27 protein-coding genes are annotated in these 24559 nt (G+C 58.1%); 11 read left to right on the forward strand and 16 right to left on the reverse strand.

Going from position 1 to position 24559, the window contains the following annotated elements; genetic code table 11:
* The first annotated feature begins 5 nt into the window (after positions 1-5).
* On the forward strand, positions 6-872 hold the full coding sequence (locus AC2FLJ_RS14555) for a phosphotransferase (RefSeq protein WP_496699451.1): 867 nt from the start codon (positions 6-8) through the stop codon (positions 870-872).
* Here AC2FLJ_RS14555 and AC2FLJ_RS14560 read toward each other — a convergent pair.
* From AC2FLJ_RS14560 to AC2FLJ_RS14580, 5 genes are all read right to left on the reverse strand, one after another.
* Positions 869-2179, reverse strand: coding sequence for an NAD(P)/FAD-dependent oxidoreductase (locus AC2FLJ_RS14560; RefSeq protein WP_496706435.1), 1311 nt, complete (start codon positions 2177-2179; stop codon positions 869-871). The genes AC2FLJ_RS14555 and AC2FLJ_RS14560 overlap by 4 nt on opposite strands.
* A complete protein-coding gene (locus AC2FLJ_RS14565; RefSeq protein WP_058272596.1) occupies positions 2176-2994 on the reverse strand; it encodes an ABC transporter permease in 819 nt (272 codons plus the stop codon). Before AC2FLJ_RS14565 ends, AC2FLJ_RS14560 begins: the two co-directional genes overlap by 4 nt.
* Positions 2991-3881 carry an ABC transporter permease subunit gene (locus AC2FLJ_RS14570; protein WP_108861206.1) on the reverse strand — a complete coding sequence of 297 codons (891 nt, stop codon included), beginning with the start codon at positions 3879-3881 and terminating at the stop codon, positions 2991-2993. The genes AC2FLJ_RS14565 and AC2FLJ_RS14570 overlap by 4 nt, the downstream gene beginning before the upstream one ends.
* Positions 3881-5008: an ABC transporter ATP-binding protein gene (locus AC2FLJ_RS14575; RefSeq protein ID WP_109310740.1), complete on the reverse strand. Its 1128-nt coding sequence runs from the start codon at positions 5006-5008 to the stop codon at positions 3881-3883. The genes AC2FLJ_RS14570 and AC2FLJ_RS14575 overlap by 1 nt, the downstream gene beginning before the upstream one ends.
* Before the next feature lie 69 nt (positions 5009-5077).
* Complete coding sequence (locus AC2FLJ_RS14580; RefSeq protein ID WP_113791802.1) at positions 5078-6163, reverse strand: polyamine ABC transporter substrate-binding protein; 1086 nt, start codon at positions 6161-6163, stop codon at positions 5078-5080.
* Between the two features lie 140 nt (positions 6164-6303).
* Here AC2FLJ_RS14580 and AC2FLJ_RS14585 point away from each other — a divergent pair, with 140 nt between their 5' ends.
* Complete coding sequence (locus tag AC2FLJ_RS14585) at positions 6304-6987, forward strand: GntR family transcriptional regulator (RefSeq protein WP_496699456.1); 684 nt, start codon at positions 6304-6306, stop codon at positions 6985-6987.
* Positions 6988-7063: 76 nt separating this feature from the next.
* Complete coding sequence (locus AC2FLJ_RS14590; protein WP_496706438.1) at positions 7064-8461, forward strand: aspartate aminotransferase family protein; 1398 nt, start codon at positions 7064-7066, stop codon at positions 8459-8461.
* Between the two features lie 390 nt (positions 8462-8851).
* On the opposite strand, the gene AC2FLJ_RS14595 is transcribed toward AC2FLJ_RS14590, so the two are convergent.
* The 3 genes from AC2FLJ_RS14595 to AC2FLJ_RS14605 all read right to left on the reverse strand — a co-directional run bounded on the left by AC2FLJ_RS14595 (position 8852) and on the right by AC2FLJ_RS14605 (position 10927).
* Complete coding sequence (locus tag AC2FLJ_RS14595; protein WP_496706492.1) at positions 8852-10036, reverse strand: lytic murein transglycosylase; 1185 nt, start codon at positions 10034-10036, stop codon at positions 8852-8854.
* On the reverse strand, positions 9996-10142 hold the full coding sequence (locus tag AC2FLJ_RS14600; protein WP_233493530.1) for a hypothetical protein: 147 nt from the start codon (positions 10140-10142) through the stop codon (positions 9996-9998). Before AC2FLJ_RS14600 ends, AC2FLJ_RS14595 begins: the two co-directional genes overlap by 41 nt.
* A 71-nt stretch (positions 10143-10213) precedes the next feature.
* Positions 10214-10927 (reverse strand): helix-turn-helix transcriptional regulator, encoded by a 714-nt coding sequence (locus AC2FLJ_RS14605; protein ID WP_496706440.1) that lies wholly within the window; start codon positions 10925-10927, stop codon positions 10214-10216.
* 82 nt (positions 10928-11009) lie between these two features.
* Here AC2FLJ_RS14605 and AC2FLJ_RS14610 point away from each other — a divergent pair, with 82 nt between their 5' ends.
* Entirely contained in the window at positions 11010-11708 is a 699-nt protein-coding gene (locus AC2FLJ_RS14610) for a glutathione S-transferase family protein (RefSeq protein ID WP_496706442.1), read from the forward strand.
* A complete protein-coding gene (locus AC2FLJ_RS14615) occupies positions 11705-12091 on the forward strand; it encodes a DUF1801 domain-containing protein (RefSeq protein ID WP_496706444.1) in 387 nt (128 codons plus the stop codon). Before AC2FLJ_RS14610 ends, AC2FLJ_RS14615 begins: the two co-directional genes overlap by 4 nt.
* Here AC2FLJ_RS14615 and rnr read toward each other — a convergent pair.
* Genes rnr through dapE form a run of 3 tightly spaced genes read right to left on the reverse strand, consistent with a single transcriptional unit; the run spans position 12082 to position 16108 of the window.
* A complete protein-coding gene (gene rnr / locus AC2FLJ_RS14620) occupies positions 12082-14343 on the reverse strand; it encodes a ribonuclease R (protein ID WP_496706446.1) in 2262 nt (753 codons plus the stop codon). The two genes, AC2FLJ_RS14615 and rnr, sit on opposite strands and share 10 nt — an antisense overlap.
* 46 nt (positions 14344-14389) lie before the next feature.
* Positions 14390-14965: a TIGR04282 family arsenosugar biosynthesis glycosyltransferase gene (locus tag AC2FLJ_RS14625; protein WP_282152933.1), complete on the reverse strand. Its 576-nt coding sequence runs from the start codon at positions 14963-14965 to the stop codon at positions 14390-14392.
* A gap of 3 nt (positions 14966-14968) precedes the next feature.
* A complete protein-coding gene (gene dapE / locus AC2FLJ_RS14630; protein ID WP_496699463.1) occupies positions 14969-16108 on the reverse strand; it encodes a succinyl-diaminopimelate desuccinylase in 1140 nt (379 codons plus the stop codon).
* A gap of 209 nt (positions 16109-16317) precedes the next feature.
* Here dapE and AC2FLJ_RS14635 point away from each other — a divergent pair, with 209 nt between their 5' ends.
* Entirely contained in the window at positions 16318-17376 is a 1059-nt protein-coding gene (locus AC2FLJ_RS14635) for a transporter substrate-binding domain-containing protein (protein ID WP_496699465.1), read from the forward strand.
* Here the strand turns inward: AC2FLJ_RS14635 and AC2FLJ_RS14640 are convergent.
* Entirely contained in the window at positions 17373-17717 is a 345-nt protein-coding gene (locus tag AC2FLJ_RS14640) for a DUF8846 family protein (protein ID WP_058279829.1), read from the reverse strand. The genes AC2FLJ_RS14635 and AC2FLJ_RS14640 overlap by 4 nt on opposite strands.
* Positions 17718-17831: 114 nt before the next feature.
* Here AC2FLJ_RS14640 and AC2FLJ_RS14645 point away from each other — a divergent pair, with 114 nt between their 5' ends.
* Positions 17832-18167 (forward strand): cupin domain-containing protein, encoded by a 336-nt coding sequence (locus AC2FLJ_RS14645; RefSeq protein ID WP_109310629.1) that lies wholly within the window; start codon positions 17832-17834, stop codon positions 18165-18167.
* Between the two features lie 57 nt (positions 18168-18224).
* Here the strand turns inward: AC2FLJ_RS14645 and dapD are convergent, their stop codons facing one another.
* The 3 genes from dapD to AC2FLJ_RS14660 form a co-directional block, all read right to left on the reverse strand.
* On the reverse strand, positions 18225-19052 hold the full coding sequence (dapD, locus tag AC2FLJ_RS14650) for a 2,3,4,5-tetrahydropyridine-2,6-dicarboxylate N-succinyltransferase (RefSeq protein ID WP_496699468.1): 828 nt from the start codon (positions 19050-19052) through the stop codon (positions 18225-18227).
* Between the two features lie 109 nt (positions 19053-19161).
* Positions 19162-19761, reverse strand: a complete 600-nt coding sequence (locus tag AC2FLJ_RS14655; protein WP_058279708.1) for a GntR family transcriptional regulator — start codon at positions 19759-19761, stop codon at positions 19162-19164.
* Between the two features lie 44 nt (positions 19762-19805).
* On the reverse strand, positions 19806-20723 hold the full coding sequence (locus AC2FLJ_RS14660; protein ID WP_496699470.1) for a threonine/serine dehydratase: 918 nt from the start codon (positions 20721-20723) through the stop codon (positions 19806-19808).
* Between the two features lie 79 nt (positions 20724-20802).
* Between AC2FLJ_RS14660 and AC2FLJ_RS14665 the strand changes: the two genes are divergently transcribed.
* Positions 20803-21645, forward strand: a complete 843-nt coding sequence (locus tag AC2FLJ_RS14665) for an LOG family protein (protein ID WP_496706450.1) — start codon at positions 20803-20805, stop codon at positions 21643-21645.
* A gap of 3 nt (positions 21646-21648) precedes the next feature.
* Complete coding sequence (locus AC2FLJ_RS14670; RefSeq protein WP_496706452.1) at positions 21649-22749, forward strand: cystathionine gamma-lyase; 1101 nt, start codon at positions 21649-21651, stop codon at positions 22747-22749.
* Here the strand turns inward: AC2FLJ_RS14670 and AC2FLJ_RS14675 are convergent, their stop codons facing one another.
* Positions 22750-23133 (reverse strand): hypothetical protein, encoded by a 384-nt coding sequence (locus AC2FLJ_RS14675; RefSeq protein ID WP_058272613.1) that lies wholly within the window; start codon positions 23131-23133, stop codon positions 22750-22752.
* Positions 23134-23294: 161 nt separating this feature from the next.
* Here AC2FLJ_RS14675 and AC2FLJ_RS14680 point away from each other — a divergent pair, with 161 nt between their 5' ends.
* Together AC2FLJ_RS14680 and AC2FLJ_RS14685 are read left to right on the forward strand one after the other, a co-directional pair.
* Entirely contained in the window at positions 23295-24212 is a 918-nt protein-coding gene (locus AC2FLJ_RS14680; protein WP_496706454.1) for a DnaJ C-terminal domain-containing protein, read from the forward strand.
* Positions 24209-24553: a hypothetical protein gene (locus AC2FLJ_RS14685; RefSeq protein ID WP_058272615.1), complete on the forward strand. Its 345-nt coding sequence runs from the start codon at positions 24209-24211 to the stop codon at positions 24551-24553. The genes AC2FLJ_RS14680 and AC2FLJ_RS14685 overlap by 4 nt, the downstream gene beginning before the upstream one ends.
* Positions 24554-24559 lie beyond the last annotated feature (6 nt).

Genomic DNA, 24559 nt, shown 5'->3' on the forward strand with positions numbered 1-24559 from the left:
CATTGGTGAAACTCCTGCCTGCCCCAACCCACCCCCCTTCTGATCTGATCGACGATCTGCGCGCCCGTGGCCTTGTTCAGCCCGGCGCAGAGTTTCAAACGTTGTATGGCGGGCGAACAAATCAGGTCTGGAAAGTACTGGGTGGCAGCGGTGACAAGGTTCTGAAGCAGTATCGCGCGACACCGCGCAATCCGTTATTTCGCAACGACCCGGAACTCGAAGCGCTATGCTTGCGCGCCCTTGAGCCTACCGGATTTGTTCCCCGCCTGCGTGCGACCGGAACACATGATACAGGTCATTGGGTGTTCTACGATCATGCCCCGGGATCACCGTGGCAAGAAGGGCCTGAAGGTGTCGCCGGTTTGCTGCGTGAACTGCACAGGCTTGATGTTTCGGTCCAAGCGCCGGATGGCTGCAATGGCAGCTGGGATTTGGCTGAACATGCCGAACGTATTCTCAGCGTCTGCACCTCTGATACACGCGCACGGCTCGCAAAGCTGCGCCCCAAAGGCCATGTGCCCGCGACCGCACACACATGCCTGATCCATGGCGATACCGTGGCCGGAAACATCCTTGTCGCGCCGACTGGCATGACCCTGATCGACTGGCAGTGCCCGGCTTGGGGCGATCCGTGTGAGGACATTGCGATGTTCCTGTCCCCGGCCATGCAACGGCTTTATCGGGGCGCATCCCTAAGCGTGACCGAGGAAGAGCGGTTTCTGGCTGCATATGGTCACGATGAAACTGTCGCGCGATACCGGGATATGCGCCCGTGGTATGCATGGCGCATGGCTGCCTACTGTTTGTGGCGGATCGAAAACGGAGCTGCGGATTATGCCCAAACGCTCGAACTGGAAATCGCCGCGCTTTAGAGCGATAACCGATCCGCGATTGCCATCGCGGCATAGGCGGGCGGCATCAAGGCGCGCCGCCAGAACCCAAGGGGAAACCGTCCCGGTGGCTGTGCAATCGGCGCGGGCAACTCGGTCTGTTTATCCAAAACCACGCGGGCAAGAGCGCCTCCGCAATACGTCCCCATGGCAACGCCGTTCCCGTGATAGGCAAAGGCGGCAAACATTCCGGGTTGATCGGGAACCGGCCCGACATAAGGCGTCAGCTTGCGCGACAGGCACACCATTCCGGACCACATATGGGTCACATCCACATCTTTCCATTCTGGAAACATGGCCTGAAAGTCCCGACGCATTGTCCGGCGAATGGCGGCCTCGGCCCGAGGGGACGACTGTAACCCTCCGCGCATGCCGAACAGGAACCTCCGATCAGGCATCAGGCGGAAATAGTGCAGCAGGTTTCGGGTGTCATAACACATCTGCTCCGAGGTCCACCCCTGCGCTTGCAACTCAGCGTCTGTCAGGGGCCGGGTCACCAGAACCGTGGATTGCGTGGGCATGTAGCGTCCCGAAAACCACGGCGGCATATCCTCGCTGGAGTATCCGTTCGTGCAAATCAGAACATTCGTGGCGCGGATGTGACCTGATCCGGATTCAATATCGAACCCGGCCTGAGTTTTCCTGATGGTTTCAACCGGCGATTTCTGGAAAATCTGTACGCCCCGCGCCTTGGCGGCACTTGCCAAGCCAAACAGATACTTTCGAGGGTTAAGAGCGAAACCAACCGGATTTGTATATGCACCATGAAAGGAACCGCCCAGACCCAGGCGCTGCAGGTCATCAGAATCGTGCAAGACACCTGATGCTTCAGCGTTACGACGCAGCTTTTCCATCGCCCGTGCCGAATGAGCCAGTTGGGTTTCCCCTTTCGAATGGGTATCGGCGTCGATCTGATGCTGTTCCAGCAAATCTGCGACAAGCTGAACAGCATCTTCTTCCGCTTGTTCGTAGGACTGCGCAGCCTCAGCGCCAAACCCACGGACCAAAGACCCATGGCTTAGCTTAGACCCTCCGAGACAGCAAAATCCGCCATTCCGGCCCGAGGCACCCCACCCCGGGGTTGCGGCCTCAAGAACCGCAACTTTCACACCTGCCACGGCCAGATGCAGGGCTGCCGAAAGCCCCGTGAAACCGCCGCCGACGATTGCGACGTCAACGTTCAGATCACCTTTATGGGTCGGCCAATCAGGTGCCGAAATTGTCTGATCCCACCAGCAGTTCTGACGGGGTCCAGGCCCATAGGTGTAGTCCGGAAAAAGACGCTTCATTCGGTGCGCGCAGCGGCAAGTTCATCCTGCTTTTGCCGAACCATTGCGCGTTTCGTCACCAGCGAGGCGGTGATAACGCCAACCGTGACGACTGCAATCATGATGGTAGACAGCGCGTTGATCTCGGGGCTGACGCCCAGACGCACCGCCGAGAATATCTTGATCGGCAGCGTTGTCGCCGACGGGCCCGAGGTAAAGGACGCGATAACCAGATCGTCCAGCGATAGGGTAAAAGCCAGCAGCCAGCCTGAAATCACCGCGGGCGCAATGATCGGCAGTGTCACAAGACGGAACGCCTGCGCTGGCGAACATCCCAGATCCAAAGCGGCCTCTTCCAGCGATTTGTCAAAGGTCACAAGACGCGAGGACACGACGACCGACACAAAGCACATCGAAAAGGTTGTGTGGGCCAGAACGATGGTCAGAATGCCCCTGTCCAGCCCAATGCCGATAAACAGCAGCAGCAACGACAGGCCGGTGATCACTTCGGGCATTACCAGAGGCGCGTAAATCATTCCGGAAAACAGTGTCCTGCCAAAAAACCGCCCGCCTCGGACCAGAACATATGCGGCAGCGGTGCCAAGAACCGTGGCCAATGTGGATGAGAACACCGCAACCCGTATTGTCACCCAGGCCGCGTTCAGAAATGCCTCATTCTGGGCAAGCTCACCGTACCATTTGGTCGAGAACCCTGCCCATACTGTGACCAGCTTGCTTTCGTTAAAGCTGAAGATGATCAGGATGACCATCGGGATATAGAGGAACGCAAAGCCCAGTGTCAGAGACACCGCGTTGAACCAACTCAGCCTGTTCATTGCTCGGCCTCCGTCTGTTTCTGCTGGTTGCGCTGGAACAGCACAATCGGGATCACGAGGATAAGCAACAACACAACGGCAACGGCACTGGCCACCGGCCAATCGCGGTTTGAGAAGAACTCTTCCCACAGCACCTTGCCGATCATTAGCGTGCTGGACCCGCCCAACAGCGACGGGATCACGAATTCACCGATCACCGGGATCATCACCAGAAAACAGCCGGCAATGATGCCGGGGCGCGACAGCGGTATAGTCACCAGCCAGAACGCCTTCAGACGGGAACAGCCCAGATCTTCGGCTGCTTCGATCAGGGATTCATCCATGCGCTCCAACGACGAATAAATCGGCAGGATCATGAAGGGCAAATAGGTGTAGACGATACCGATGTAGACGGCAGTGTTGGTGTTCAAAATGGTCAGCGGGGTCGAAATGATACCCAGCCACAACAGAATCTGGTTCAGATAGCCTTCATTGCTGAGAATTCCCATCCACGCGTAAACGCGGATCAGGAACGAAGTCCAGAACGGCAGGATCACCAGCATCATCAGCGTCGGGCGCCATTCGGCTGGCGCACGAGCCATTCCATAGGCAATCGGATAACCCACCAGCAACGTCAGAACCGTCGAGATCAGAGCGATCTTGACGCTGGACAGGTAGGCTTTCCAGTAAAGGTCATCTTCGGTCAGCCAGACGAAGTTTTCGAAATCCAACTGGCTGAAAAAGTCGGTTATCCCAGACCAACCCTGCGACAGATCCAGTGTCGGCGTATATGGCGGGATCGCCAGTTCGACATCCGACAGCGAAATCTTCAGAACGATGAAAAACGGTATCAGAAACAGGGCCAGCAGCCAGACGTAAGGAACAGCGATCAGAAGGGCGCGGCGCATCAGTTTGCCAACAAAACCGCAGCCGTTGCCGTCCACGACAGCCAGACCGGGTCTTCCCATGTAAAGGATCGGCGCGAGATTCGGCGCGTGTTGGCCGATTGCGCCTTGATGATCGTGCCATTCGGCAGTTCCACGTAGTACGTGGACAAGTTGCCCAGATAGGCAATGTCAAGCACCTTACCCTGTACCGCATTGATGGCATCCGCCGGGCGGTCGGCCGAGATCGTCACCTTTTCGGGGCGGATCGCAAGATGGCAGCTTTGCCCGTTCGAGAATTCTGTCGACGAGGTTGCGGTCAGCGGCGATTGCCCCTCGGCCCAGTCGATTTGGTAGGCTTCATCGCCGTTCGCAGTCGCCCGGCCTTCGATGATATTCACATCCCCGATAAAGTCAGCGACATAGACTGAGTTGGGGTTTTCATAGATCCTGTCCGGCGTAGATACCTGCATCAACTTGCCCTGATCCATCACGGCGACGCGGCTGGCAACAGTCATCGCCTCTTCCTGATCGTGGGTCACGATCACAAAGGTGGTGCCGGTCTTTTCCTGAATATCCATCAGCTCGAACTGAGTGTCCTGCCGCAGTTTTTTGTCCAGCGCACCCAAGGGTTCGTCTAGCAACAGCAGTTTTGGCGCTTTTGCCAGTGACCGTGCCAGCGCGACCCTCTGCCGTTGGCCACCCGAAATCTGGTGCGGTTTACGGCGGGCGAATTGCTCAAGCCGGGTCAGGCGCAACATCTCTTCCACGCGGTCTTCAAGATCCCGCTTGGGCATGTTGTCCCGGCGCAGACCGAAGGCGATGTTCTCCCAGATGCTAAGATGAGGAAACAGCGCATAAGACTGGAACATCATGTTCACAGCCCGCTTGTTTGGCGGGATCGGGTCGATGTCCTGCCCGCCCAGCATGATGTGCCCTTCGGTAGGCTTTTCAAACCCTGCCAGCATCCTCATCATGGTCGTCTTGCCGCAGCCGGATGGACCGAGCAAAGCAAAGAATTCCTGTTCAAATATGTCCAGTGACAGGTTGTCGATCGCCGTGAATCCGCCAAAACGTTTGGTCACATTCTGGAATTGGATCAATGGTTTCGCCTGTGGATCTTCCCACGGCGCAAAGACGTTTGTGTTCAAGGCGGCCCCCGTTCGACGGTCTGATTGAAAGGGCAAGGCGGTCGGACCGCCTTGCTCAGATACTTCGGTTCAGGTGCCCGATTTGATTTTGGTCCACAGGCGGGTCACGCTCCGCTGCGTTTTGACGGGATAAGGCGTCGTGATGTAGAGATTCTGCATCGTGGCATCACTCGGATAGATTGCCTGATCACCAATCACGTCTTCCTCAAGGAACTCCTGAGAAGCCTTGTTGCCATTGGCATAGTACACATAGTTCGATGCGGCAGCCATGTTGTTGGCGTCCAGAATGAAGTTCAAGAACTGGTGTGCGCCTTCCGGGTTCGGAGCATCCGCCGGGATGGCCATCTGGTCGAACCACATCAGCGAACCTTCAGCGAATGGGTGGTATTCAATTTCCACGCCATTTTCGGCCTCGGCCGCGCGATCCCGCGCTTGCAGGATGTCACCTGACCAACCGACAGCTACGCAGATATCGCCATTTGCCAGCGCGTTGATGTATTCCGAGCTGTGGAATTTCTGGATATGCGGGCGAACGCCAGCCAGGACTTCTTCGGCTTTACCGATCACATCGGTGTCATGGCTGTCCGGATCTTCACCGATATACTGCAGCACCATAGGAATAATCTCGGCCGGAGCGTCCAGGAAATGGACGCCGCACGAGGCCAGCTTTTCCATATTCTCCGGCTTCAGAACCAAGTCCATGCTGTTCAGAGCAACGTCATCGCCCAGCACTTCCTTAACCTTACCAACGTTAACGCCGAGGCCGGTCGTCCCCCACATGTAGTTGATCGAATAGGCGTTGTTCGGGTCATAGCCTGCGGTACGTTCCTGAATCACGTCCCAAAGGTTTCCTGAATTCGAAAGCTTTGCTTCGTCCAGTTCCTGAAAGGCGCCAGCTTGAATCTGACGCTGTAGAAACGTGCCCGACGGCACAACCACGTCATAGCCTGATCCTCCGGCCAGCATCTTGGTTTCCAGAACCTCGTTGCTGTCAAACACGTCGTAGATCAGGGTCAGCCCTGTCTCTTCTTCGAATTTTTTCAGTAGATCCTCGTCGATATAGTCGGACCAGTTGTAGACGCGCACCTCTTCGGCAAAAGCCGCCGAAGTCCCCAGCGCGACAATCGCTGTCATCGTCAGCGTTTTGATTGACATATTTCTCTCCCTGCAAGTGTACGGGTATTCTCCCGTTTTTTTTGATTTGATCAAGTTTTGCGTTTTCCCCCGATCCATCGTATGGTTTCACGAGGTCAGGCGTCTGGCAAGTCGACACCACGCGAAACAGGGTAAACCACTTGGATTTGATCAAAAATAAAGCATCCAGCTCGAAGGTGGATGAGGGAAAAAGACCGGCGCATGAACAGGTGTACCAAACCCTGAAATCGCAGATCATGTACGGTGATCTGGTCCCGGGACAACCCGTCACGATACAGGGTTTGACCGAATCGCTCGGGGTTGGAATGACCCCCGTCCGCGAGGCGATCCGGCGGCTGATTTCGGATGGCGCACTGGTGTTTCAGGGCAATCGGCGCGTCAGCGTGCCTTTGTTGTCGGGCACCGATGTCGAGCAGATGATTTTTGCCAGAATATCAATAGAATCAGAGCTTTCCAGACGGGCAACCGCGAATCTAAAACCTGCTGATATCGATCAGCTCGAGAGGCTTGATCAGCGATTGGATCAGACAATCACAGACGGCGACGTCAGTGGTTATTTGCGCTTGAACCACCAGTTTCATGAAACGCTCTATGCGCATGCGGATGCCCCGATTCTCAACGATCTGGCCGAGCGGCTTTGGCTGCGGTTCGGCCCCTCACTACGCGTTGTCTGCGGACGGTTCGGAACACATAGCCTGCCGGATCGGCACAAGGACATCATCGCAAGCTTGCGGGCGAAAGATGCGGAAAAGGTCGCGAAAGCAACCGCTCAGGACATTGAGCAGGGTATGGAATTGATGTCGGACGCTTTGATCTCTGCCTGATTCAGGTCGATTCGATTGACACGAAAAAATTTGATCATATTGTGACGGGTAACCGCCTTTTGCAGGAGATTCTCTGATGTCGACCATCACCAATCACATGCCGACCGCCGAATTGCAGGCGCTGGATGCGGCGCATCATATGCACCCGTTTTCGGCCAACGGATCATTGGGCGAGGAAGGTGCGCGCGTCATCACTCGTGCCAAAGGCGTGTACCTGACCGATAGCGAAGGCGAAGAGATTCTGGACGCCATGGCCGGTCTTTGGTGCGTCAATATCGGTTACGGTCGCGATGAACTGGCCGAGGTTGCTGCCCGTCAGATGCGTGAACTGCCCTATTACAACACGTTCTTCAAAACGACCCATATTCCAGCCATCGCTTTGGCAGCCAAGATCGCAGAACTGGCGCCGGGGGATCTGAATCACGTGTTCTTCGCGGCGGGCGGGTCCGAGGCAAATGACACCAACATTCGCCTGGTGCGCACCTATTGGGCTGAGAAGGGTCAGCCGAACAAAAACATCATCATCAGCCGCCACAATGCCTATCACGGGTCCTCCGTTGGTTCGGCCTCACTGGGCGGTATGGCTGGCATGCATGCGCAGGGCGGCATCCCGATCCCGAACATCCACCACATCAACCAACCGAACTGGTGGGCAGAAGGCGGCGACATGGCGCCGGAAGAGTTTGGCCTGGCCCGCGCGCGTGAGCTGGAAGAAGCCATTCTGGAACTGGGCGAAGACCGCGTCGCGGCCTTTATTGCCGAACCCGTGCAGGGTGCGGGCGGGGTGATCGTTGCCCCCGATACCTACTGGCCCGAGATCCAGCGCATTTGCGACAAATACGATATCCTGTTGATCGCCGATGAGGTGATCTGCGGCTTTGGGCGCACAGGCAACTGGTTCGGGTCCGAAACCGTTGGTATCAAACCGCATATCATGACGATCGCTAAGGGCCTCAGCTCGGGTTACGCGCCCATTGGCGGATCCATCGTGAATGACGAGATTGCCGAGGTGATCGGCGGCACCGAGTTCAATCACGGCTATACCTATTCCGGCCACCCGGTCGCTGCGGCAGTCGCATTGGAGAACCTGCGCATCCTCGAAGAAGAAGGCATCGTCGACCACGTCCGCGACGTGGCCGCCCCCTATCTGAAAGAGAAATGGGAGGCCCTGGCCGATCATCCACTCGTCGGTGAGGCCAAGATCGTCGGCATGATGGCCTCGATCGCCTTGACGCCGGATAAGGCCAGCCGCGCCAAATTCGCCTCCGAGCCCGGCACGGTTGGATACATCTGCCGCGACCGTTGCTTTGCCAACAACCTGATCATGCGTCATGTGGGCGACCGGATGATCATCTCTCCCCCGCTGGTCCTGACCCCTGCGGAGATCGACGAGATGTTCGTGCGGATTCACAAGTCATTGGACGAGGCGCAGGCCGAGATCGTCGCGCAGGGGCTGATGAAAGCAGCGTCATAGTCCAGATTTCCACTTTCCGGATTTAAGGGGCGCACTAAAATGCGCCCCTTCTCACTTTCTAAATCGCAATTGCACGTCAATCGATCCAGCTCAATTGCTGAACACAGCTAGATTCAAACAAACCGATCGACAAAAAGAAGTAATCTTGTATCGCGCGGCAACTAAAAATTTATCGCGCGATAAATATCTTGATTTGATGTGTCTCAGATTCAAGTATGCGAATGCGAGTCGGTTATTTGTATTACCTCTACCGGCGTCGCGACCCGCTCTTCTGCTGGGTCCACCTCCCGTCTATCGTAGTGAGTGCCGGTAGTCGGGAGGTTGCACAGCCAATACCTGAGAAAGTATCCGCAGCGCATACCCAGGCAATAGATCAACGCCCCTTCATTGTCACCGCAACGCTTCTAAAAGGTTCAGACTGGCGTATCCGTCTGGCAACAACCCCTGCGCCAATTGATACGCCCGAACAGCTTTGACTGTGTTTGGCCCTGTGCGCCCGTCGACGCCTTGGGTATCAAAGCCAGCCTCGGTCAGGCGGGATTGCAATTCCTTTTTCTCGGTGAAACTCAACACCCGGTCACCACGCGGCCATTCGGTTTGGAACGACCCTCGTCCGGCCAGACGGTCAGACAGGTGTCCTATCCCAATCACATAGGCGTCGGCACCGTTGTATTTCTCAATCACCTTGAAATTGTCGAAGATCATCAGCGCGACGCCCTGCCCTCCGGCGGGTAACAAGATTGCCGCTTGCCCGTGATCCGAAATTTGGGTGCCACTCGCCGCCACCACGCCACGTGCGGCCCATTGTGAGGGCATCAATGTGTGATCCCGCCTTGCGGTGGAGTAGTCGAACCCTTTGGGCAGGGTCACCTCAACGCCCCACGGCCGCCCCTTTGTCCACCCATGCCGCGCCAGATAGGCGGCGGCCGAGGCCAGCGCATCGGTTGGATCGTCCGACCAGATATCGCGCCGCCCGTCCCCGTCGAAATCAACCGCATGGTCCAGAAACGAGGTTGGCATGAACTGCGTATGCCCCATCGCCCCGGCCCAGCTGCCCTTCATGTTGCGCGGGCTGACGTCGCCCGCCTGAATGATCTGCAAGGCAGCGATTAACTGGGTTTCGAAAAACTGGGCCCGCCGTGCGTCATACGCCAAAGTTGCCAGAGATCGGATGGTGTGGTCGTTGCCCCGAAACGTTCCAAACGACGTCTCAAGTCCCCAGATCGCTGTCACGACCTCTTTTTCGACGCCATACTTGGCTTCGATGCGGGTCAGTGCTTCGCGATGACGATCCAACCCAGCGCGGCCGTTTCTGATGCGCGTGTCTGAGACTGCAGAATCCAAATACTCCCAAATGGGTTTCGAAAACTCTGCCTGGTTGCGGTCGCGCCTGATCACGTCCTTATCGTAGGTTAAACCCGCCAGCGACCTGTCCAGTGTAGCGGTGGAAATGCCCTGCTCTACCGCCCGTTCACGAAATGCTCCAAGCCACGCCTGAAACCGCGCGTTTCCTTCCGTCGACACCCGGTACTCCTTAGCTGAGGGTCGTAAAGCTGGCCGGATCGATATCGCCACGCCAGCTGACGCCAGCTGTATGGCCTGTGATCCGCCCAGAGTATTGATAGATTCCGCCTGCACAATGGATGCCCATAATGCGGCGGTCATAACGCCACCTATGCATTTACGCATTCCGAATTTTCCTGGTTACTGCTCGACTTCAGAATACCTCAAAATTCGCGTTTTCCAAAGCGTTCAGCTTGACCCCTCGCGATCTTTTGCTTTGTGTTCCGCACGAATTCCGGCAAGTGCCTCACGCAGTAAAGGGATGCGGTTTGGTCTAAAGCTTTCGCCTGTCACGGACATTTCGCGTATCCGGTCCAGCCGAAAGACGCGAAAATCCTGTCTCAGATGGCACCAGGAAATCAAAACGCTGGCGCGGTCCATATAGACGATACTCAGCGGGTTTACCTTGCGGCGCGTGTCATCGCCCTTGGCATCGGTGTAGGCAAACTCGATCGTGCGTTCGTCCCATGTGGCCTGCCGCAGGTCAGCCACCGCGATGGTGGGCTTGGCTGGTCGATCAAACCGCGTCGCTGTCAACACGGCATGGGTCAGGCGGTGCGACTGGCGCTGGGGTAGGCGTCCCTGAAGTTTTCGTAACGCATTGCCCGCCGCATCCGCTAAACCGGGGTCGCCAATGGCCTGAACCTCTCGCAACCCTAACACCAGCGCTTCAAGCTCATCATCTCTGAATCCAAGCGGTGGCAGTGTTGCGTCTTCGATCAGAGTAAAGCCAAAACCGGCCTCACCGTCGATCACCGCCCCAAGCCCACGCAACGATTCAATATCGCGATGGACGGTGCGCGGCGAGACGCCCAGATCCTGCGCCAGGTGTTGGGACGTCTTCGGCGAAGGACCAGAGCGCAGGGCTTGCATCAATTGGAACAGGCGGGCGGTTCGGGACATAGTGCAGGTTAATCTAAACCTGATGACAGAAACTGTCATCAGGCAAAGCTATTCCTCGGGCATCCCAAATTTGGAGCATCCGATGTTGACCCTTCTGATTTACCCTTCGGCCTTTGGCCTGTTCAGCGCTAGCCCCTTCTGCGTCAAGGCCGCGTATATGCTGGAACACGCGGGCCAGCGTTGGCAGCGGTCTGATATGTTGGACCCCCGCAAGATGCCCCATCAGAAACTGCCGGTTCTGCGCACGCCAGAGCGTCTTGTCCCGGACAGCGATTTAATTCGCGATTGGCTTGAGGCGCAGGGCGCGAACTTCGACACTGGGCTAAGCGACATACAAAAGGCGCAGGCACGAACGCTGATCCGCATGGCAGAGGAACACATCTATTTTCAGGTCGTCCAGGACAGATGGGCCAATGACGACGTCTGGCCAATTCTGCGCAAGACCTTCTTTTCGGTTATTCCTGCGTTGATCCGAACGCCGGTGTCGAACTCAATCCGGAAAAAGGTCGTCCAGGGATTGGTGTTTCAGGGTGTCGGCCGCTTCTCTCCCACTGAGCGTCAGGATCGATTGGAGCGGGACCTTGAAGCGATTTCCGCTTATTTGTGGCAATCGCCGTACCTTCTGGGCGACCGGCCAACATCAGCAGATATGAGCGTTGGGCCCATGTTGGCCGCAATGCGCGCAACACCGGTGGAAACCCCGCTGACCCAGCGGATCAAACAGGATAGGCTGCTCAACGACTACGTGGACCGAATGGAGCAGGCAATACCGCTGCCATGACACCTTTTGACGACCCTGCGGTACAGACCGCCTTTGAAGCGTTTCCCGAAAACACCCGTTCGGGTGTCCTCGTCTTGCGCGAGCTGGTGTTTTCAACGGCCAGGACTTTGCCTAAAGCCCAGCCATTGAATGAAGCACTGCGGTGGGGTCAACCCGCCTACCTGGCGCCCAAAGGGTCTACCATCCGGCTGGGCGGGCACAAAGCGGCATCCTTTGCACTGTTCGTGCATTGTCAGAGCCGACTAATGGGTGATTTCACCACTGCCTTTCCGGGCGAAGATCGGATCGATGGCAACCGGGCCATCTTGTTTGATAACCCGGATCAGATTGATGAAACCCGGCATGGCTGGCTTATCGCACGGGCGCTGACCTATCACCTTTGACGACGTTTGCGTTCGACCTTGCGCTTGATCTTGTCCTTCTTGCGCTTGGTACTGACCGCCTTGCGCCGTGCGCCCCCCCGCTTGGCGGGTCCGCCTCCGCGCGGCAGGGCCTGGTCATCGATGGACAGCAGCTCCAGCTCGAGCCCGCCGGTAACGGGCGTGGCCTCGGTCAGGCGCACGGTGACCCGCTGGCCGATGGCGATGATCAAACCGGTGTCTGATCCCATCAGCGTGCCGGCTTCGCGGTCGAAATGGAAAAACTCGCGCCCGAGTGAGCGCACCGGAACAAGCCCATCCGCGCCGGTTTCGTCCATCTTCACAAATGCACCGAACCGCGCGATGCCGCTGATGCGACCACTGAATTCATTGCCCACACGCTCGCTCAGATAAGCGGCAAAGTATCGATCCGTCGTGTCCCGCTCGGCCATCATCGAGCGACGCTCGGTGTCCGAAATATGCGTCGCCGTTTCATCAAGTCGCGCGATCTCATCCTCGGTCAGCCCGTCATCTCCCCAGCCATGCGCTGTGATCAGCGCCCGGTGCACGATCAGGTCCGCGTAACGACGAATGGGAGAAGTGAAATGCGCATAGTTGCGCAACGCTAACCCGAAATGGCCGAAATTCTCGGGATTGTAATAAGCCTGTGCCATCGAGCGTAGGGTTGAAAGGTTGATCAGCTCTGCATCCTCTGTCCCGGCGGCCGCGTTCAACAGCGCATTCAGGTGTCGGGTCTGCAGCACCTGCCCCTTAGCCAAATTCAACCCAGCAGCCTGAGCAGTCTCTCGCAGGCTTTCCAGCTTCTCTGGCGCGGGTTCTTCGTGCACGCGGAACAGCAACGGGCGGCGTTTGGCAATCAGGGTCTCGGCAGCGGCGACATTGGCGAGGATCATAAACTCCTCGATCAGCTTGTGCGCATCTAGCCGGTCACGGAAGGCCACACTTTGAACCTCGCCCGTGTCGCTGAGAACGATCTTGCGTTCGGGCAGGTCCAGTTCCAGCGGTTGCCGTTCCTCCCGCGCATTTTTAAGCGCGGAATAGGCGGAATAGAGTGGCTTCAACACAGGGTCTAACAAAGGCCCTGTGCGGTCGTTTGGATTGCCGTCGATAGCGTCTTGAACTTCGGCATAGTGCAGCGAGGCGGCCGAGCGCATCAGACCACGTACAAAGCGATGAGCAATCTTGTTTCCATCCGCATCGATCTGCATCCGAACCGCGATACAGGCGCGCGGAACGCCTTCGTGCAGCGAACACAGGTCTCCAGAGAGGCGATCCGGCAGCATTGGCACCACCCGATCCGGGAAGTAGCTGGAGTTGCCGCGCTTGCGCGCCTCACGATCCAGCGCCGTACCGGGCTGCACATAGGTGGCAACGTCGGCGATGGCGACCCAGATCACATGCCCGCCAAGGTTCTTCGGGTCATCGTCGGCATGGGCATAACAGGCATCGTCATGATCCCGCGCATCTGACGGATCGATGGTCAGCAAAGGCATATCCCGCAGGTCTTCGCGGCCTTTTAGACCAACCGGTTTGGCCTTATCGGCTTCGGCAATCACCTTGTCGGGGAAATCATCCGGAATACCGTGCTGATGAATTGCAATCAGTGACACAGCCTTGGGCGCCGATGGATCACCCAGCCGTTCCACAATGCGCGCGCGCGGCAGGCCCATTCGGTTCTTTGGCCCAGCCTGTTCAGCCTCGACCAATTCTCCATCCTTGGCACCTAATACGGCCCCATCAGCAACCAGCCATTCGGTCTGACCGGCTTTGTCGATTGGCACGATCCGACCGCCTTCGGCCCCTTTGCGAAAGATGCCCACGATCTTGCGCGGGTTCGTCCCGACACGTCGGATCAGGCGTGCTTCGTAATTGTGGTCTTCTTCATGCACAACCGTGAGGCGGGCCAGAATGCGGTCGCCCTCGCCCAGCGCAGGATCGCTGGCACGGGTGATGAGCAGAATGATCGGCTCGACCCCTTCGCCATGCCATTCCAAGGGCCGTGCGAACAGGTCGCCATCCGCATTCGGAGCCTTCACCTGCAGCACGCTGACCGGTGGCAGGCGGTCCGGGTCGCGATAGCTGCGCTTGCGCTTTTCCAGATGCCCTTCGGCCTCTAGCTCTTTGAGGATACGCTTCAGGTCAATCCGATCCGCGCCCTTGATACCAAAGGCTTTGGCGATATCGCGTTTCGAGGTCAGGGTGGGGTTCGCCGAGATCCAATCGAGGACCTCCTGCTTGGTAGGTATGCGAGTCATACCTCCGGCCTATCACGGGTATGCGACCGCGTCATGACCAAAAAGTTCAGGGCGTCAAGTCAGCCACCGTATCAACGTCGCGCAGATGGTCCAGCAATCCTACGCGGCACCCCGGAACTGAGGCCAGAGTGTCAGCCAGCGCAGTTTCAGTAGACCAGCGTACATTACGGAACAGGCTTTTCGGCAACGCCTTGTACCGCTGAGCCCCTACCAACCAATAGCCACCGTCCGGCGCAGGGCCAAATACAAATTCCGACTGTCCCAATTCCTTGAAGGCTCGTGCGATATGCTGGGATGTGATCCCGGGAATGTCCGCGCCGATCAGACAAACCGGTCCCTGCGGCATGCCGCGCAACATGCGCCCCATGCGGTCGCCCAGATCGCCTCGCCCTTGCGCCGCGCGGGGCAGATCAACGGGCCAGATGCGGCTGGTCAGACCTTCCCGATCCGGGGCGACGGCAAGCACTATCTGCCAGCGTGGGTCCCGCAAACGCCGGATCAGCGCGCGTGTCTGATGGCGAAACCACCATGCGGCACCAACCATGCCGATGTCTCGCCCCAGCCGCGTCTTGACCCGACCCGGGCGAGGTTCTTTCACCATGATGACTAATGTGCGTTGCATGGTTCAGGCGAAATAGTCCCGAAGGATGCGCGCGTAGATCGCCTTGAGCTGTTCGATCTGCGCCACCTCGACGCATTCATCGACCTGATGCATCGTTCTGCCGACAAGGCCGAACTCAACCACTGGGCAATGGTCTTTGACAAACCGCGCATCCGAGGTGCCACCTGTTGTCGACATCTCGGGGCGTACACCGGTTTCGGTCTCGACCGCTTTCGCGACCAGATCAGACAGGGGGCCGGGTGGAGTCAGAAAGCTCTCGCCTGAGATCTTGATCCGGACGTTGACCGCGACATCGTAGGATTCAGCCACGGCTTTGGCTTCGGCCTGCAACCACTCACTAAGGCTGGCGCCCGAGTGCAGATCGTTAAAGCGGATGTTCACCGCTCCGGTACATTGCGCCGGGATCACGTTGGTTGCTGCGTTGCCTGTGTCAATACTCACAACGGCCAGGGTTGAGGCATCGAAATGGTCCGATCCCTGATCCAGTTCGTGGCTGGCCAGTTGATGCATCAAACGCGCCATGGCGGGCAGAGGGTTTTTGGCCCGGTGCGGATAGGCCGAATGCCCCTGCTCACCGGTCGCCGTGAACCAGGCGGTCATCGAACCACGCCGCCCGATTTTCATCATCTCGCCCATTGTGTTTGGGCATGTCGGCTCACCCACCAAACAGGCAGACATGCGTTCTCCGGCCTTGGACATGTAATCAAGCAGTGCCGTAGTGCCATCCACTGCGTCCGCCTCTTCATCGCCCGTGATCGCAAGAATAATCGCCCCGTTCGGGGGGGAGTCGCGCACGAAATCCACAGCGGCCGCCGCAAAGGCCGCCACGCCGGATTTCATGTCTGTGGCCCCGCGCCCATACATCACACCTTCGCGGATTTCTGCACCGAACGGGGGCATCGTCCAGGCCGCTTCGTCTCCCACCGGGACAACGTCTGTATGCCCGTTGAACCCAAAGCTGCGCGGATGGGCTATCGGCCCCCAGCGCGCGTACAAATTGCTGACATCGCCCCGGTCCACGCGGGTGCAGTCGAAGCCTGCGTCGGACAGAAGCTTCTCCAACAACACAAGCGCGCCACCTTCCTCAGGTGTGACTGATGGGCAACGGATCAGGTCCGCCGTCAACTTCACCGGATCTGTCATTTCTGGGCCCTTTTGGTTGGTTCAATCGCGGGATCGTGCACAGATTCAACGAATTGGACCAATTGCCAACCCCTCGCCACCGGATTCCGGGCGCTTTTTTTCGCGAGTCTTGAAATGACACCCCAATAAAACATGGCGGTTTACCTTGCGGCCACCTTGCCGTGCCTTTCAAATCTGCGTTAGAGGGCCGCGAAACAGGTGAATTGACGATGATACGTGCGCTTCTCGTTTGGATCTGCCTGACTTTCGCCGTTCTTGCACAGCAAAGCCAGGCGCAGACGCTTTCGGTCACGACCGTGACCCGCCCCCCGTTTTCCTATGTCGAGGACGGAGCCCAAACCGGTTTTTCAATGGACCTGCTGCACGCCTTGTCCGAGGCACTGAATTGGGACTACTCGGTCACCAGGGTCGAGGCCTTCAGCGATATGCTGGGTGCTGTGCAGGAAGGAACCGCGGACCTGGCTGTGGCCAATATCTCGATCACGGCTGCGCGTGAAACGCAGATGGATTTCAGCCAGCCCATATTCGAGGCCGGTCTGCAGATCATGGTGCCATCGGATGCAGCGCGCAGACCATCGCTGCTGCACGCTTTGCTGTCCGTTGAATTGTTCATCGCCATCGGACTGGCCTTTGCGATCCTGCTTGGCGGCGGGATGCTGATGTGGGGATTTGAGCGTCGGGCTCAGCCCTATTTCGACCGCAAGCTGAATGAGGCATGGTTCCCGTCCTTTTGGTGGGCGCTGAATCTTGTGGTCAATGGCGGTTTCGAGGAACGCATGCCGCGCACACCGTTTGGACGGTTGCTGGGCGTGGTACTGGTGGTGTCCTCACTGTTCATCGTTTCGGTCTTCACAGCGCGCATCACGTCGGTCATGACAGTGGATGCCATCAGCGGCAACGTGAACTCGGTCAACGATCTTTATGGCAAACAGGTGGGCACAATCTCGAACTCAACTGCCGCAAACTTCCTGAACCGGCGCGAGATTGAGTTTTCCGGTTATGAAAACCTGGATGATGTGCTGACCGCATTCCAGGATAAGGAGTTGGACGCCGTTGTCTTTGACGCGCCGATCCTGTCCTATTATGCGGCGCATGAAGGCCGTCGGATCGCATCGATGACAGGTGGCGTTTTCCTACGCGAGAACTACGGGATTGCGTTCCCAACCGGCTCGCCATTGGTCGAGGACGTGAACCAGGCTCTGCTCGCGCTGCGCGAAGACGGCACCTATGATGAAATTTACCGCAAATGGTTCGGGGTGCGAAACTAAGCCGGTTCTTCATCCCCGAAAAACGGCGTCATTTGCGCCACGATAACGGCGTTTTCGTCCAAGGCCCGCTGCATCAGGTCGCGTTCGTCCGGGTCGATGTCGTGCCCCTGCGCCTCACGCTCGGCCAGAGTTCCATAACCGGTGACGTCCAGTGGCGCAGTGTCGGCCTGTTTCAGGATCGCCACGGTTTCACGCACCGCTTCAGCCTCATCCACGCCGCTAGCAAAACACATCAGCGCTGCTCCGGTCGCACCTTCGGGCAGACCGTCGCCTTCTTTGCGGCCAATCTGAACGAGCAATGTATAAACTTGCTGACGGGACGGTTTCTTTTGCTTTTCCATGCAGGGGGCCATAGCCGCGCGCCTGTCCGTGGTCAAGCAGCCGGGAATTGCGGGAAGCCCCCAGCACGTCCATAGTACCCGCGAAAACCCATTTCAAACTGCAAAGGATTTTTCATGGCCTACCCAGATTTCATCACAGACTTCCCTAGCCTCGACGTCCCATTCCCCGAGGACGTGGTGCAAACCGCCGTCATCCGGTCAGATGCGGGTTTGGTCGCGTTCTTCACCTTCCTCAAGGATTTCGAACTGCCACCGCATTCACACAAGGCGCAATGGGGCACGGTGGTCGAGGGCGAGGTTGAACTGACAATAGGCGGAGAAACTAAGACCTATCGCCCCGGCGACAGTTACTCGATCCCGTCTGGTGTTGAACACGGCGGGAAAATCAAAGCCGGAAGCCGCGTGATCGACGTGTTTGAGGAACCCGACCGCTATCCAGTCAAAGGATAAACAAAAAAAGGGCTGCAGCGAGATACGCTACAGCCCCGTTTCAAATCCGCACTTGATTTAGTCGCGCAGCAGTTCGTTAATCCCGGTTTTCGAACGAGTTTTCTCGTCCACGCGCTTTACGATCACGGCGCAATACAGGTTGACGTTGTTCTTGGACGGCATCGAACCCGCGACAACCACCGAATATGGCGGCACTTCGCCGTAAGTGACTTCGCCGGTTTCGCGATCCACGATCTTGGTGGATTTGCCAATAAAGACACCCATGCCCAAAACCGAGCCTTCGCGCACGATGCAGCCTTCGACCACTTCCGAGCGTGCGCCGATAAAGCAATTGTCTTCGATGATGGTCGGGCCGGCCTGCATCGGTTCCAGAACGCCGCCGATGCCAACACCGCCTGACAGGTGTACGTTTTTACCAATCTGCGCGCAGGAACCAACGGTGGCCCATGTGTCCACCATAGTGCCTTCGTCGACATAGGCGCCCAAATTCACGAAGGACGGCATCAGAACCACACCGGGTGCGACATAGGCCGATTTGCGAACAACACAGTTCGGCACCGCGCGGAAACCGGCTGCGCGCCACTGGTTTTCACCCCAGCCGGCGAACTTGCTGTCCACTTTGTCCCACCAGCCGCCATCCTGTGGACCGCCGGTCTGGATTTCCATATCCTTGATGCGAAAGCCCAGCAGAACTGCCTTCTTGGCCCACTGGTTCACATGCCAATCACCGTTATCCAGCTTTTCAGCAACCCGCAGCGAACCGCTGTCCAACGCGGCCAGCGTATCCTCGATCGCCTCGCGTTGTTCGCCGGTGGTGGCGGGCGTAATGGTGTCGCGCGCCTCCCAGGCGGCTTCGATAGCGGTTTCCAGTTGCGCGTTGGACATCGGATGGCTCCCTGCAGAATCTGTTCACGTTTGTTTGGCCTATACGCAACTGCACCTCGCGGTGCAATGCGACGCAGGAGGTACGATTTGCGGCTAGGTTGACCTGTGATCAGCTTGCGCGGCGGATATGGCGCGTCAGAATGGCCGTCGCCGTGGCCGCGTCCTTGCGCTTGAGCGCCTGAACGATGGCTGCGTGGTCACCATCCGCACGGTGTACCCACTTGGGGCGCCAATGGGCAAACAGGTGGCGCGCGCCGGCGATATGCAGGTCATCAATCGCATGCAGTAGGCGTGGCAACCCGCACGGCGTCAGGATCGAGCGATGAAAGGTACGGTTGCACGCTTCCCACTCGGGCATCGTTTGCGCAGCATCACAGGCGATCCGAGCATCATCCGCCTCTTTAAGCGCGCCAGGCGTCATATTCTGTACCGAATGCTGCAAGGCCAGGGATTCCAGCGCAACGCGCATTTCAACCACTTCGCGCACTTCTGCCGGGTCCAGCGCCGAAACACGCATACCGCGGCGCGGCTCACTTTGGGCCAACCCGTGCGCTTCCAGACGTAGCAATGCCTCGCGCACCGGTACATGGCTGGTCTCAAAGGCCCGCGCGATGTGATCCTGACGTAGCTTTTCACCGGCAAGCAATTCGCCCGTGATAATCTTCTGTCTAAGGTTTTGGTAAATTGTGTCGGCGATCGTAGTGGTCATAGATTATCGATAAAATCCTTAACCACCTTCCACAAGTCGATAATTCACCCCATCAGCGGGTCCGGGGCAATATTTCCCCCGCACACCAGAACCGCCACGCGTTCGTCTGGTTCTGGCTTGTAAACACCTGAGGTCAAAGCCGCCAACGCGGTCGCACCGGCCGGTTCGACCAATATGCGATGGGTCTGCCACAGCGCCTTTTGCGCGGCTGCAATCGCCTCGTCTGAGACAAGAACAGATGTCATTCCTTGCGCAAGATCGAAACAAATCCCTCCGATCCGCCGCGCGCCCAGCGCGTTGGCTGCTATACCCGAGACCGAGACATCCACCGGTTCACCCGCCTGCAGCGCCGCGTTCAGCGCGCAGGAGGTTTCCGGTTCGACTGCTACGACCTTGCGCGTGCCATCAAACCAACCCAAAGCCCCGCCAATCAGGCCACCGCCGCCCACTGCAACCAAAATGGTGTCAGCCTGCAGTCCCTGCGCCTCCCATTCGGCAAAACACGTGCCCTGCCCTGCTACGGTTGCGGGGGCATCATAAGCGTGGATTTGCATCGCCCCGGTCGCAGCCTCATGCGCTCTGGCCTCGCTCAGTGCGTTTGCGTATTCACCTTGCACCACCGTCAAATCCGCGCCCGTCTGTTCAATCAGGGCGATCTTGGATGGTCCGGCAAGGTCTGGCACGAAAATCTTGGCCGGATATCCCAGCGTTTGTGCCGCATACGCCGCCGCCGCACCGTGATTGCCGCCCGAAGCCGCCACAACGCCAGCCTCGGGCACGTCCAAGCTGAGCAGCGTATTAAACGCCCCGCGCGCTTTGAAACTGCCCGTGTGCTGCATATGCTCCAGCTTCATTTCGACCGGATAATCCAATCCGGGCACGCGGCTTTCAATCACCGGGGTCACCTGCGCATACCCATTGATCCGTTCGGCGGCGGCCGAAATTTCACTCTTCCAATTCATTCTTGTTCTTCCGTGACTGGCACTCTGCCTGCGAACCCTATAGCTGTTTTATGAACACGCAAGCAGGGAACCATCACCCATGAGAGAAGACCGCCTCAGCCCTTTCCGCGACGCCCAGACAGACCGCTCGACCGCGAGCGAGGTGCCGGACACGCCGCAGACGCGCTCACCCGCCTATCGCCTTGCCTTTGCAGACGATGATTTCCTGTGTCGGGATGAGCTACGCCCCGTGCGTTTGCAGCTGGAGTTGCTGAAGCCCGAGATGATCATGACCGAACGTGAGATCACCTCGACCATCGTCATGTTCGGTGGCGCACGCATTCCTGAGCCGTCGCAGAAACACACTGCGCGAACCCAGACGCTGGCCAACCTGTCGCAATATTACGACGAAGCGCGGGAATTCGCCCGTCTGATGACCGAAAAATCCAATGAAACCGGCTGCCGCGAGAACGTGATCGTCACCGGCGGTGGCCCAGGCGTGATGGAGGCCGGAAATCGCGGTGCCCAGGATGCTGGCGGTTGTTCGATTGGCCTGAACATTGTGCTGCCGCACGAGCAGGCGCCGAACCTGTATGTAACGCCCGAGCTCAGCTTTAACTTCCACTATTTCGCCATTCGCAAGATGCATTTCCTGATGCGCGCCCGCGCCATCACCATCTTCCCCGGCGGCTTCGGCACGATGGACGAGCTGTTCGAGTCGCTGACGCTGATCCAGACTGGCCGGATGGAACGTGTACCGTTTCTGCTGTTCGGTCGCGATTTCTGGGAAAAGGTCATCAACTGGGAGGCGCTGGCTGATGCGGGGACCATCTCGGACGAGGATCTCGATTTGTTCCGCTTCGTGGATACCGCGCAAGAGGCGGTGGATATTATTGAAAACTGGGAACCGGCCCCACCCCGCGACGAAATTCCGGGGCGCTGAGACATGAAGCCACCTAAGACCGGTGAGATGTTGCACCTGCGCGGGAACGCGCTGAACAAGGGCGATCCGGTGGCCCTGCCGCTGACGCAAAGCAGTATGTACCATCTGCCCGGCGCACCGGACGGGCATCCGACCTATGGTCGGGTCGACAACCCGACCTGGGTGCATCTGGAACACGTGCTGTCCCATTTGGAAGACGCGCCCTGTCTGACCTTTCCTTCGGGCATGGGGGCGATTTCTGCCGCTTTGTTCGCGATGGTCAAAGCCGGATCCCATATCCTGATTCCGTCGGACGGGTATTATGTCACACGACTGCTGGCCGATCGGTTCCTGTCCAATCTGGGCGTCTCGGTTACTGAGCGTCCGACGACGGCGTTCGCAGAGGGCGGGTTTGGCGGGTTTGACGTGGTCTTTTTGGAAAGCCCCTCGAACCCCGGTCTGGATATGATGGACCTGCCTGCGATCGCCACTGCCGTTCGCGCGGCGGGCGGTCTCACGATTGCCGACAACACAACGATGACCCCACTGGGTCAACGCCCGTTGGATTTGGGCAGCGACGTGGTAGTCGCTTCGGATACAAAGGCTATGGGCGGCCATTCGGACCTGCTAATGGGTCATGTCGCCAGCCGCAACGCGCAGATCATGGAACGGGTCGAAGAATGGCGGCGCGTTTCCGGCGCGATCCCCGGCCCGAATGAGGCATGGCTGCTGCATCGCGGGTTGGAAACGCTGGACGTTCGTTTCGACCGGATGTGTGCATCGGCGCAAGTGCTCGCGGAACGGTTGGCAGAACATGAGGCCGTGAAACAGATCCGCTATCCCGGCCTGTCGGATGACCCGTCCTATGCTCTGGCCAAGGCGCAGACGTCCCGGTTTGGGTTCTTGTTGTCGATCACGTTAGAGACCGAAGAAAAGGCCGAAGCTTTCATCAACACCTGCCCGATGCTGCGACCGGCCACATCGTTTGGCGGTGTTCATAGTTCTGCTGAACGACGCGCACGCTGGGGCGATGACGTCGATCCGGCCTTTATCCGCTTGTCTGTCGGATGTGAACCGGCGGATGAACTGTGGCAGGCGATTGAAACCAGCCTGAACGGGCTTTGATTATTTCTTGGGCTCACGCAGTTCGGTGAACACATAGATCGGCAGCAGAACGCTGGCGATCAACGCGCCCAACCAAACGAGCAGGGTCGCCGCTAACAGGTTGGCAACGCCGCCAACTGTCAGCCCTGCCGTAATCAGATCCGTCACCAACAGACCGACAAACGTTACGATCAAAGCAATCCCACCTTTGATCGAGGGGGCTTTTTTCTCACCCAGTTTCAGGATCAGCGGCTCGGCCACCACCTGCACCAGAGTGAACACGATCACCACGACGATGAATGAAATCGGTTTGATCGCAAACCCCGACAACAACAGCGTAGCAAGCAGTAGCCCTATGGCATTGCCGGCCAAAAGGGCCAGTGCGGACTTGATTCTGCGCGTCATGGGGTTCTCCGTGGATGTTCAGTTAGAAACATGCAGATATTAACAGGCTCGCGCGATTTTGCGAGCGGTTTCAAAAGCCGCTTTCTTTCGGGCCATTGAAATCGCATGATAAAACACATTCATCAAGATCAGACCCGCACCCGACATCAACGAGAGGCGAGATGAGCGACGATCCCTATACCGTTCTTGGCCTAGCCAAAGACGCCAGCGCCGCCGAGATCAAAAAGGCTTATCGGCGCATCGCCAAGGAATGCCACCCGGATCTCAAGCCCGGGGATGCCGAGGCTGAAGAAAAGTTCAAGGCGGCGGCGTCCGCCTATGACCTGCTGAAAGACCCGGAAACACGTGAGCGATACGATAATGGCGAGATTGATGCATCGGGTCAGGAAAGGCCACAGCAGCAATATTATCGTGAATATGCCGAGGCAGCCGGAAATCCCTACCGCGGTCGAGCGGCAGATCCGGATGACATGTCCGACATCTTTGCCGAGTTCATGCGGGGCCGGGGGGGACACCAGCAGCGTACCCACGAATTTCACGCGCCGGGCCACAATCGCGCTTACAATCTGCAGATCAGTTTTCTGGACGCGGTGTTTGGCGCCAGCCAGAAGCTGACTCTGCCCGATGGCGATCGGATCGAAGTCAAAATACCCGCTGGCATCACCGACGGGCAGACCATCCGCCTGCGCGGTAAGGGTGATCCGGGGTTCGGCGACGGGCCCGCCGGCGACGCCTTGGTAACCGTGTCTGTGGCAAAGCATCCGGTATTCGATCGTCAGGGCGACGATATTCATATCACTCTGCCGATCACGATCGACGAAGCCATTCTGGGTGGCAAGGTACCCGCACCCACCATTGATGGCGGCGTCAATGTCAGTGTCCCCGCAGGCACCAGCAGCGGTAGGACGTTGCGCCTGCGCGGCAAGGGGGTCAAGAAGCGCGGCTCGTCCGATCGCGGCGATCAGTTGATCGAACTGACCGTGTCCATGCCCGATCAGATTGATGACGAGTTGAAGCAATTCATGGAGACTTGGCGCGAAAGCCACAGCTATGATCCGCGGAAAGGAATGCCGTCATGACCCGCACCCTGACCGAAGAGCAGCTGATCGCAACCGTCACGCGCCTGACCTCGACCCGCCTGACCGAATACCTGGCTGCCGAGATCGTCATTCCCGAGCAAACCGAGCAGGGGTTGGTGTATCACACCCTCGACGTGGCTCGGTTGGAGCTGGCGTGCGAGCTGCATGACCAATACGAGATGGAGCCTGATGCGCTGTCGATGATGATCTCACTGATCGACCAGATGCACGGCCTTCGGGCCGAGTTACGAGAGGTTCTGAATGCGGTAGAAACACAACCGGAGCCGGTGCGTCAGACATTGATCGAGGTAATTGGAACGGCGCGGTTCGGTCGCAAGTAACCCGCG

It is taken from the genome of Ruegeria sp. CDSA034, from assembly GCF_059612275.1.

Bases quoted from the DNA above. Each gene is read 5' to 3' on its own strand.
- AC2FLJ_RS14560 (WP_496706435.1), bottom strand. From the start codon at position 2,179: ATGAAGCGTCTTTTTCCGGACTACACCTATGGGCCTGGACCCCGTCAG.
- AC2FLJ_RS14565 (WP_058272596.1), bottom strand. From the start codon at position 2,994: ATGAACAGGCTGAGTTGGTTCAACGCGGTGTCTCTGACACTGGGCTTT.
- AC2FLJ_RS14570 (WP_108861206.1), bottom strand. From the start codon at position 3,881: ATGCGCCGCGCCCTTCTGATCGCTGTTCCTTACGTCTGGCTGCTGGCC.
- AC2FLJ_RS14580 (WP_113791802.1), bottom strand. From the start codon at position 6,163: ATGTCAATCAAAACGCTGACGATGACAGCGATTGTCGCGCTGGGGACT.
- AC2FLJ_RS14590 (WP_496706438.1), top strand. From the start codon at position 7,064: ATGTCGACCATCACCAATCACATGCCGACCGCCGAATTGCAGGCGCTG.
- AC2FLJ_RS14600 (WP_233493530.1), bottom strand. From the start codon at position 10,142: ATGCATAGGTGGCGTTATGACCGCCGCATTATGGGCATCCATTGTGCA.
- AC2FLJ_RS14605 (WP_496706440.1), bottom strand. From the start codon at position 10,927: ATGTCCCGAACCGCCCGCCTGTTCCAATTGATGCAAGCCCTGCGCTCT.
- AC2FLJ_RS14610 (WP_496706442.1), top strand. From the start codon at position 11,010: ATGTTGACCCTTCTGATTTACCCTTCGGCCTTTGGCCTGTTCAGCGCT.
- AC2FLJ_RS14615 (WP_496706444.1), top strand. From the start codon at position 11,705: ATGACACCTTTTGACGACCCTGCGGTACAGACCGCCTTTGAAGCGTTT.
- rnr (WP_496706446.1), bottom strand. From the start codon at position 14,343: ATGACTCGCATACCTACCAAGCAGGAGGTCCTCGATTGGATCTCGGCG.
- AC2FLJ_RS14625 (WP_282152933.1), bottom strand. From the start codon at position 14,965: ATGCAACGCACATTAGTCATCATGGTGAAAGAACCTCGCCCGGGTCGG.
- dapE (WP_496699463.1), bottom strand. From the start codon at position 16,108: ATGACAGATCCGGTGAAGTTGACGGCGGACCTGATCCGTTGCCCATCA.
- AC2FLJ_RS14635 (WP_496699465.1), top strand. From the start codon at position 16,318: ATGATACGTGCGCTTCTCGTTTGGATCTGCCTGACTTTCGCCGTTCTT.
- AC2FLJ_RS14640 (WP_058279829.1), bottom strand. From the start codon at position 17,717: ATGGAAAAGCAAAAGAAACCGTCCCGTCAGCAAGTTTATACATTGCTC.
- AC2FLJ_RS14645 (WP_109310629.1), top strand. From the start codon at position 17,832: ATGGCCTACCCAGATTTCATCACAGACTTCCCTAGCCTCGACGTCCCA.
- dapD (WP_496699468.1), bottom strand. From the start codon at position 19,052: ATGTCCAACGCGCAACTGGAAACCGCTATCGAAGCCGCCTGGGAGGCG.
- AC2FLJ_RS14655 (WP_058279708.1), bottom strand. From the start codon at position 19,761: ATGACCACTACGATCGCCGACACAATTTACCAAAACCTTAGACAGAAG.
- AC2FLJ_RS14660 (WP_496699470.1), bottom strand. From the start codon at position 20,723: ATGAATTGGAAGAGTGAAATTTCGGCCGCCGCCGAACGGATCAATGGG.
- AC2FLJ_RS14665 (WP_496706450.1), top strand. From the start codon at position 20,803: ATGAGAGAAGACCGCCTCAGCCCTTTCCGCGACGCCCAGACAGACCGC.
- AC2FLJ_RS14670 (WP_496706452.1), top strand. From the start codon at position 21,649: ATGAAGCCACCTAAGACCGGTGAGATGTTGCACCTGCGCGGGAACGCG.
- AC2FLJ_RS14675 (WP_058272613.1), bottom strand. From the start codon at position 23,133: ATGACGCGCAGAATCAAGTCCGCACTGGCCCTTTTGGCCGGCAATGCC.
- AC2FLJ_RS14680 (WP_496706454.1), top strand. From the start codon at position 23,295: ATGAGCGACGATCCCTATACCGTTCTTGGCCTAGCCAAAGACGCCAGC.
- AC2FLJ_RS14685 (WP_058272615.1), top strand. From the start codon at position 24,209: ATGACCCGCACCCTGACCGAAGAGCAGCTGATCGCAACCGTCACGCGC.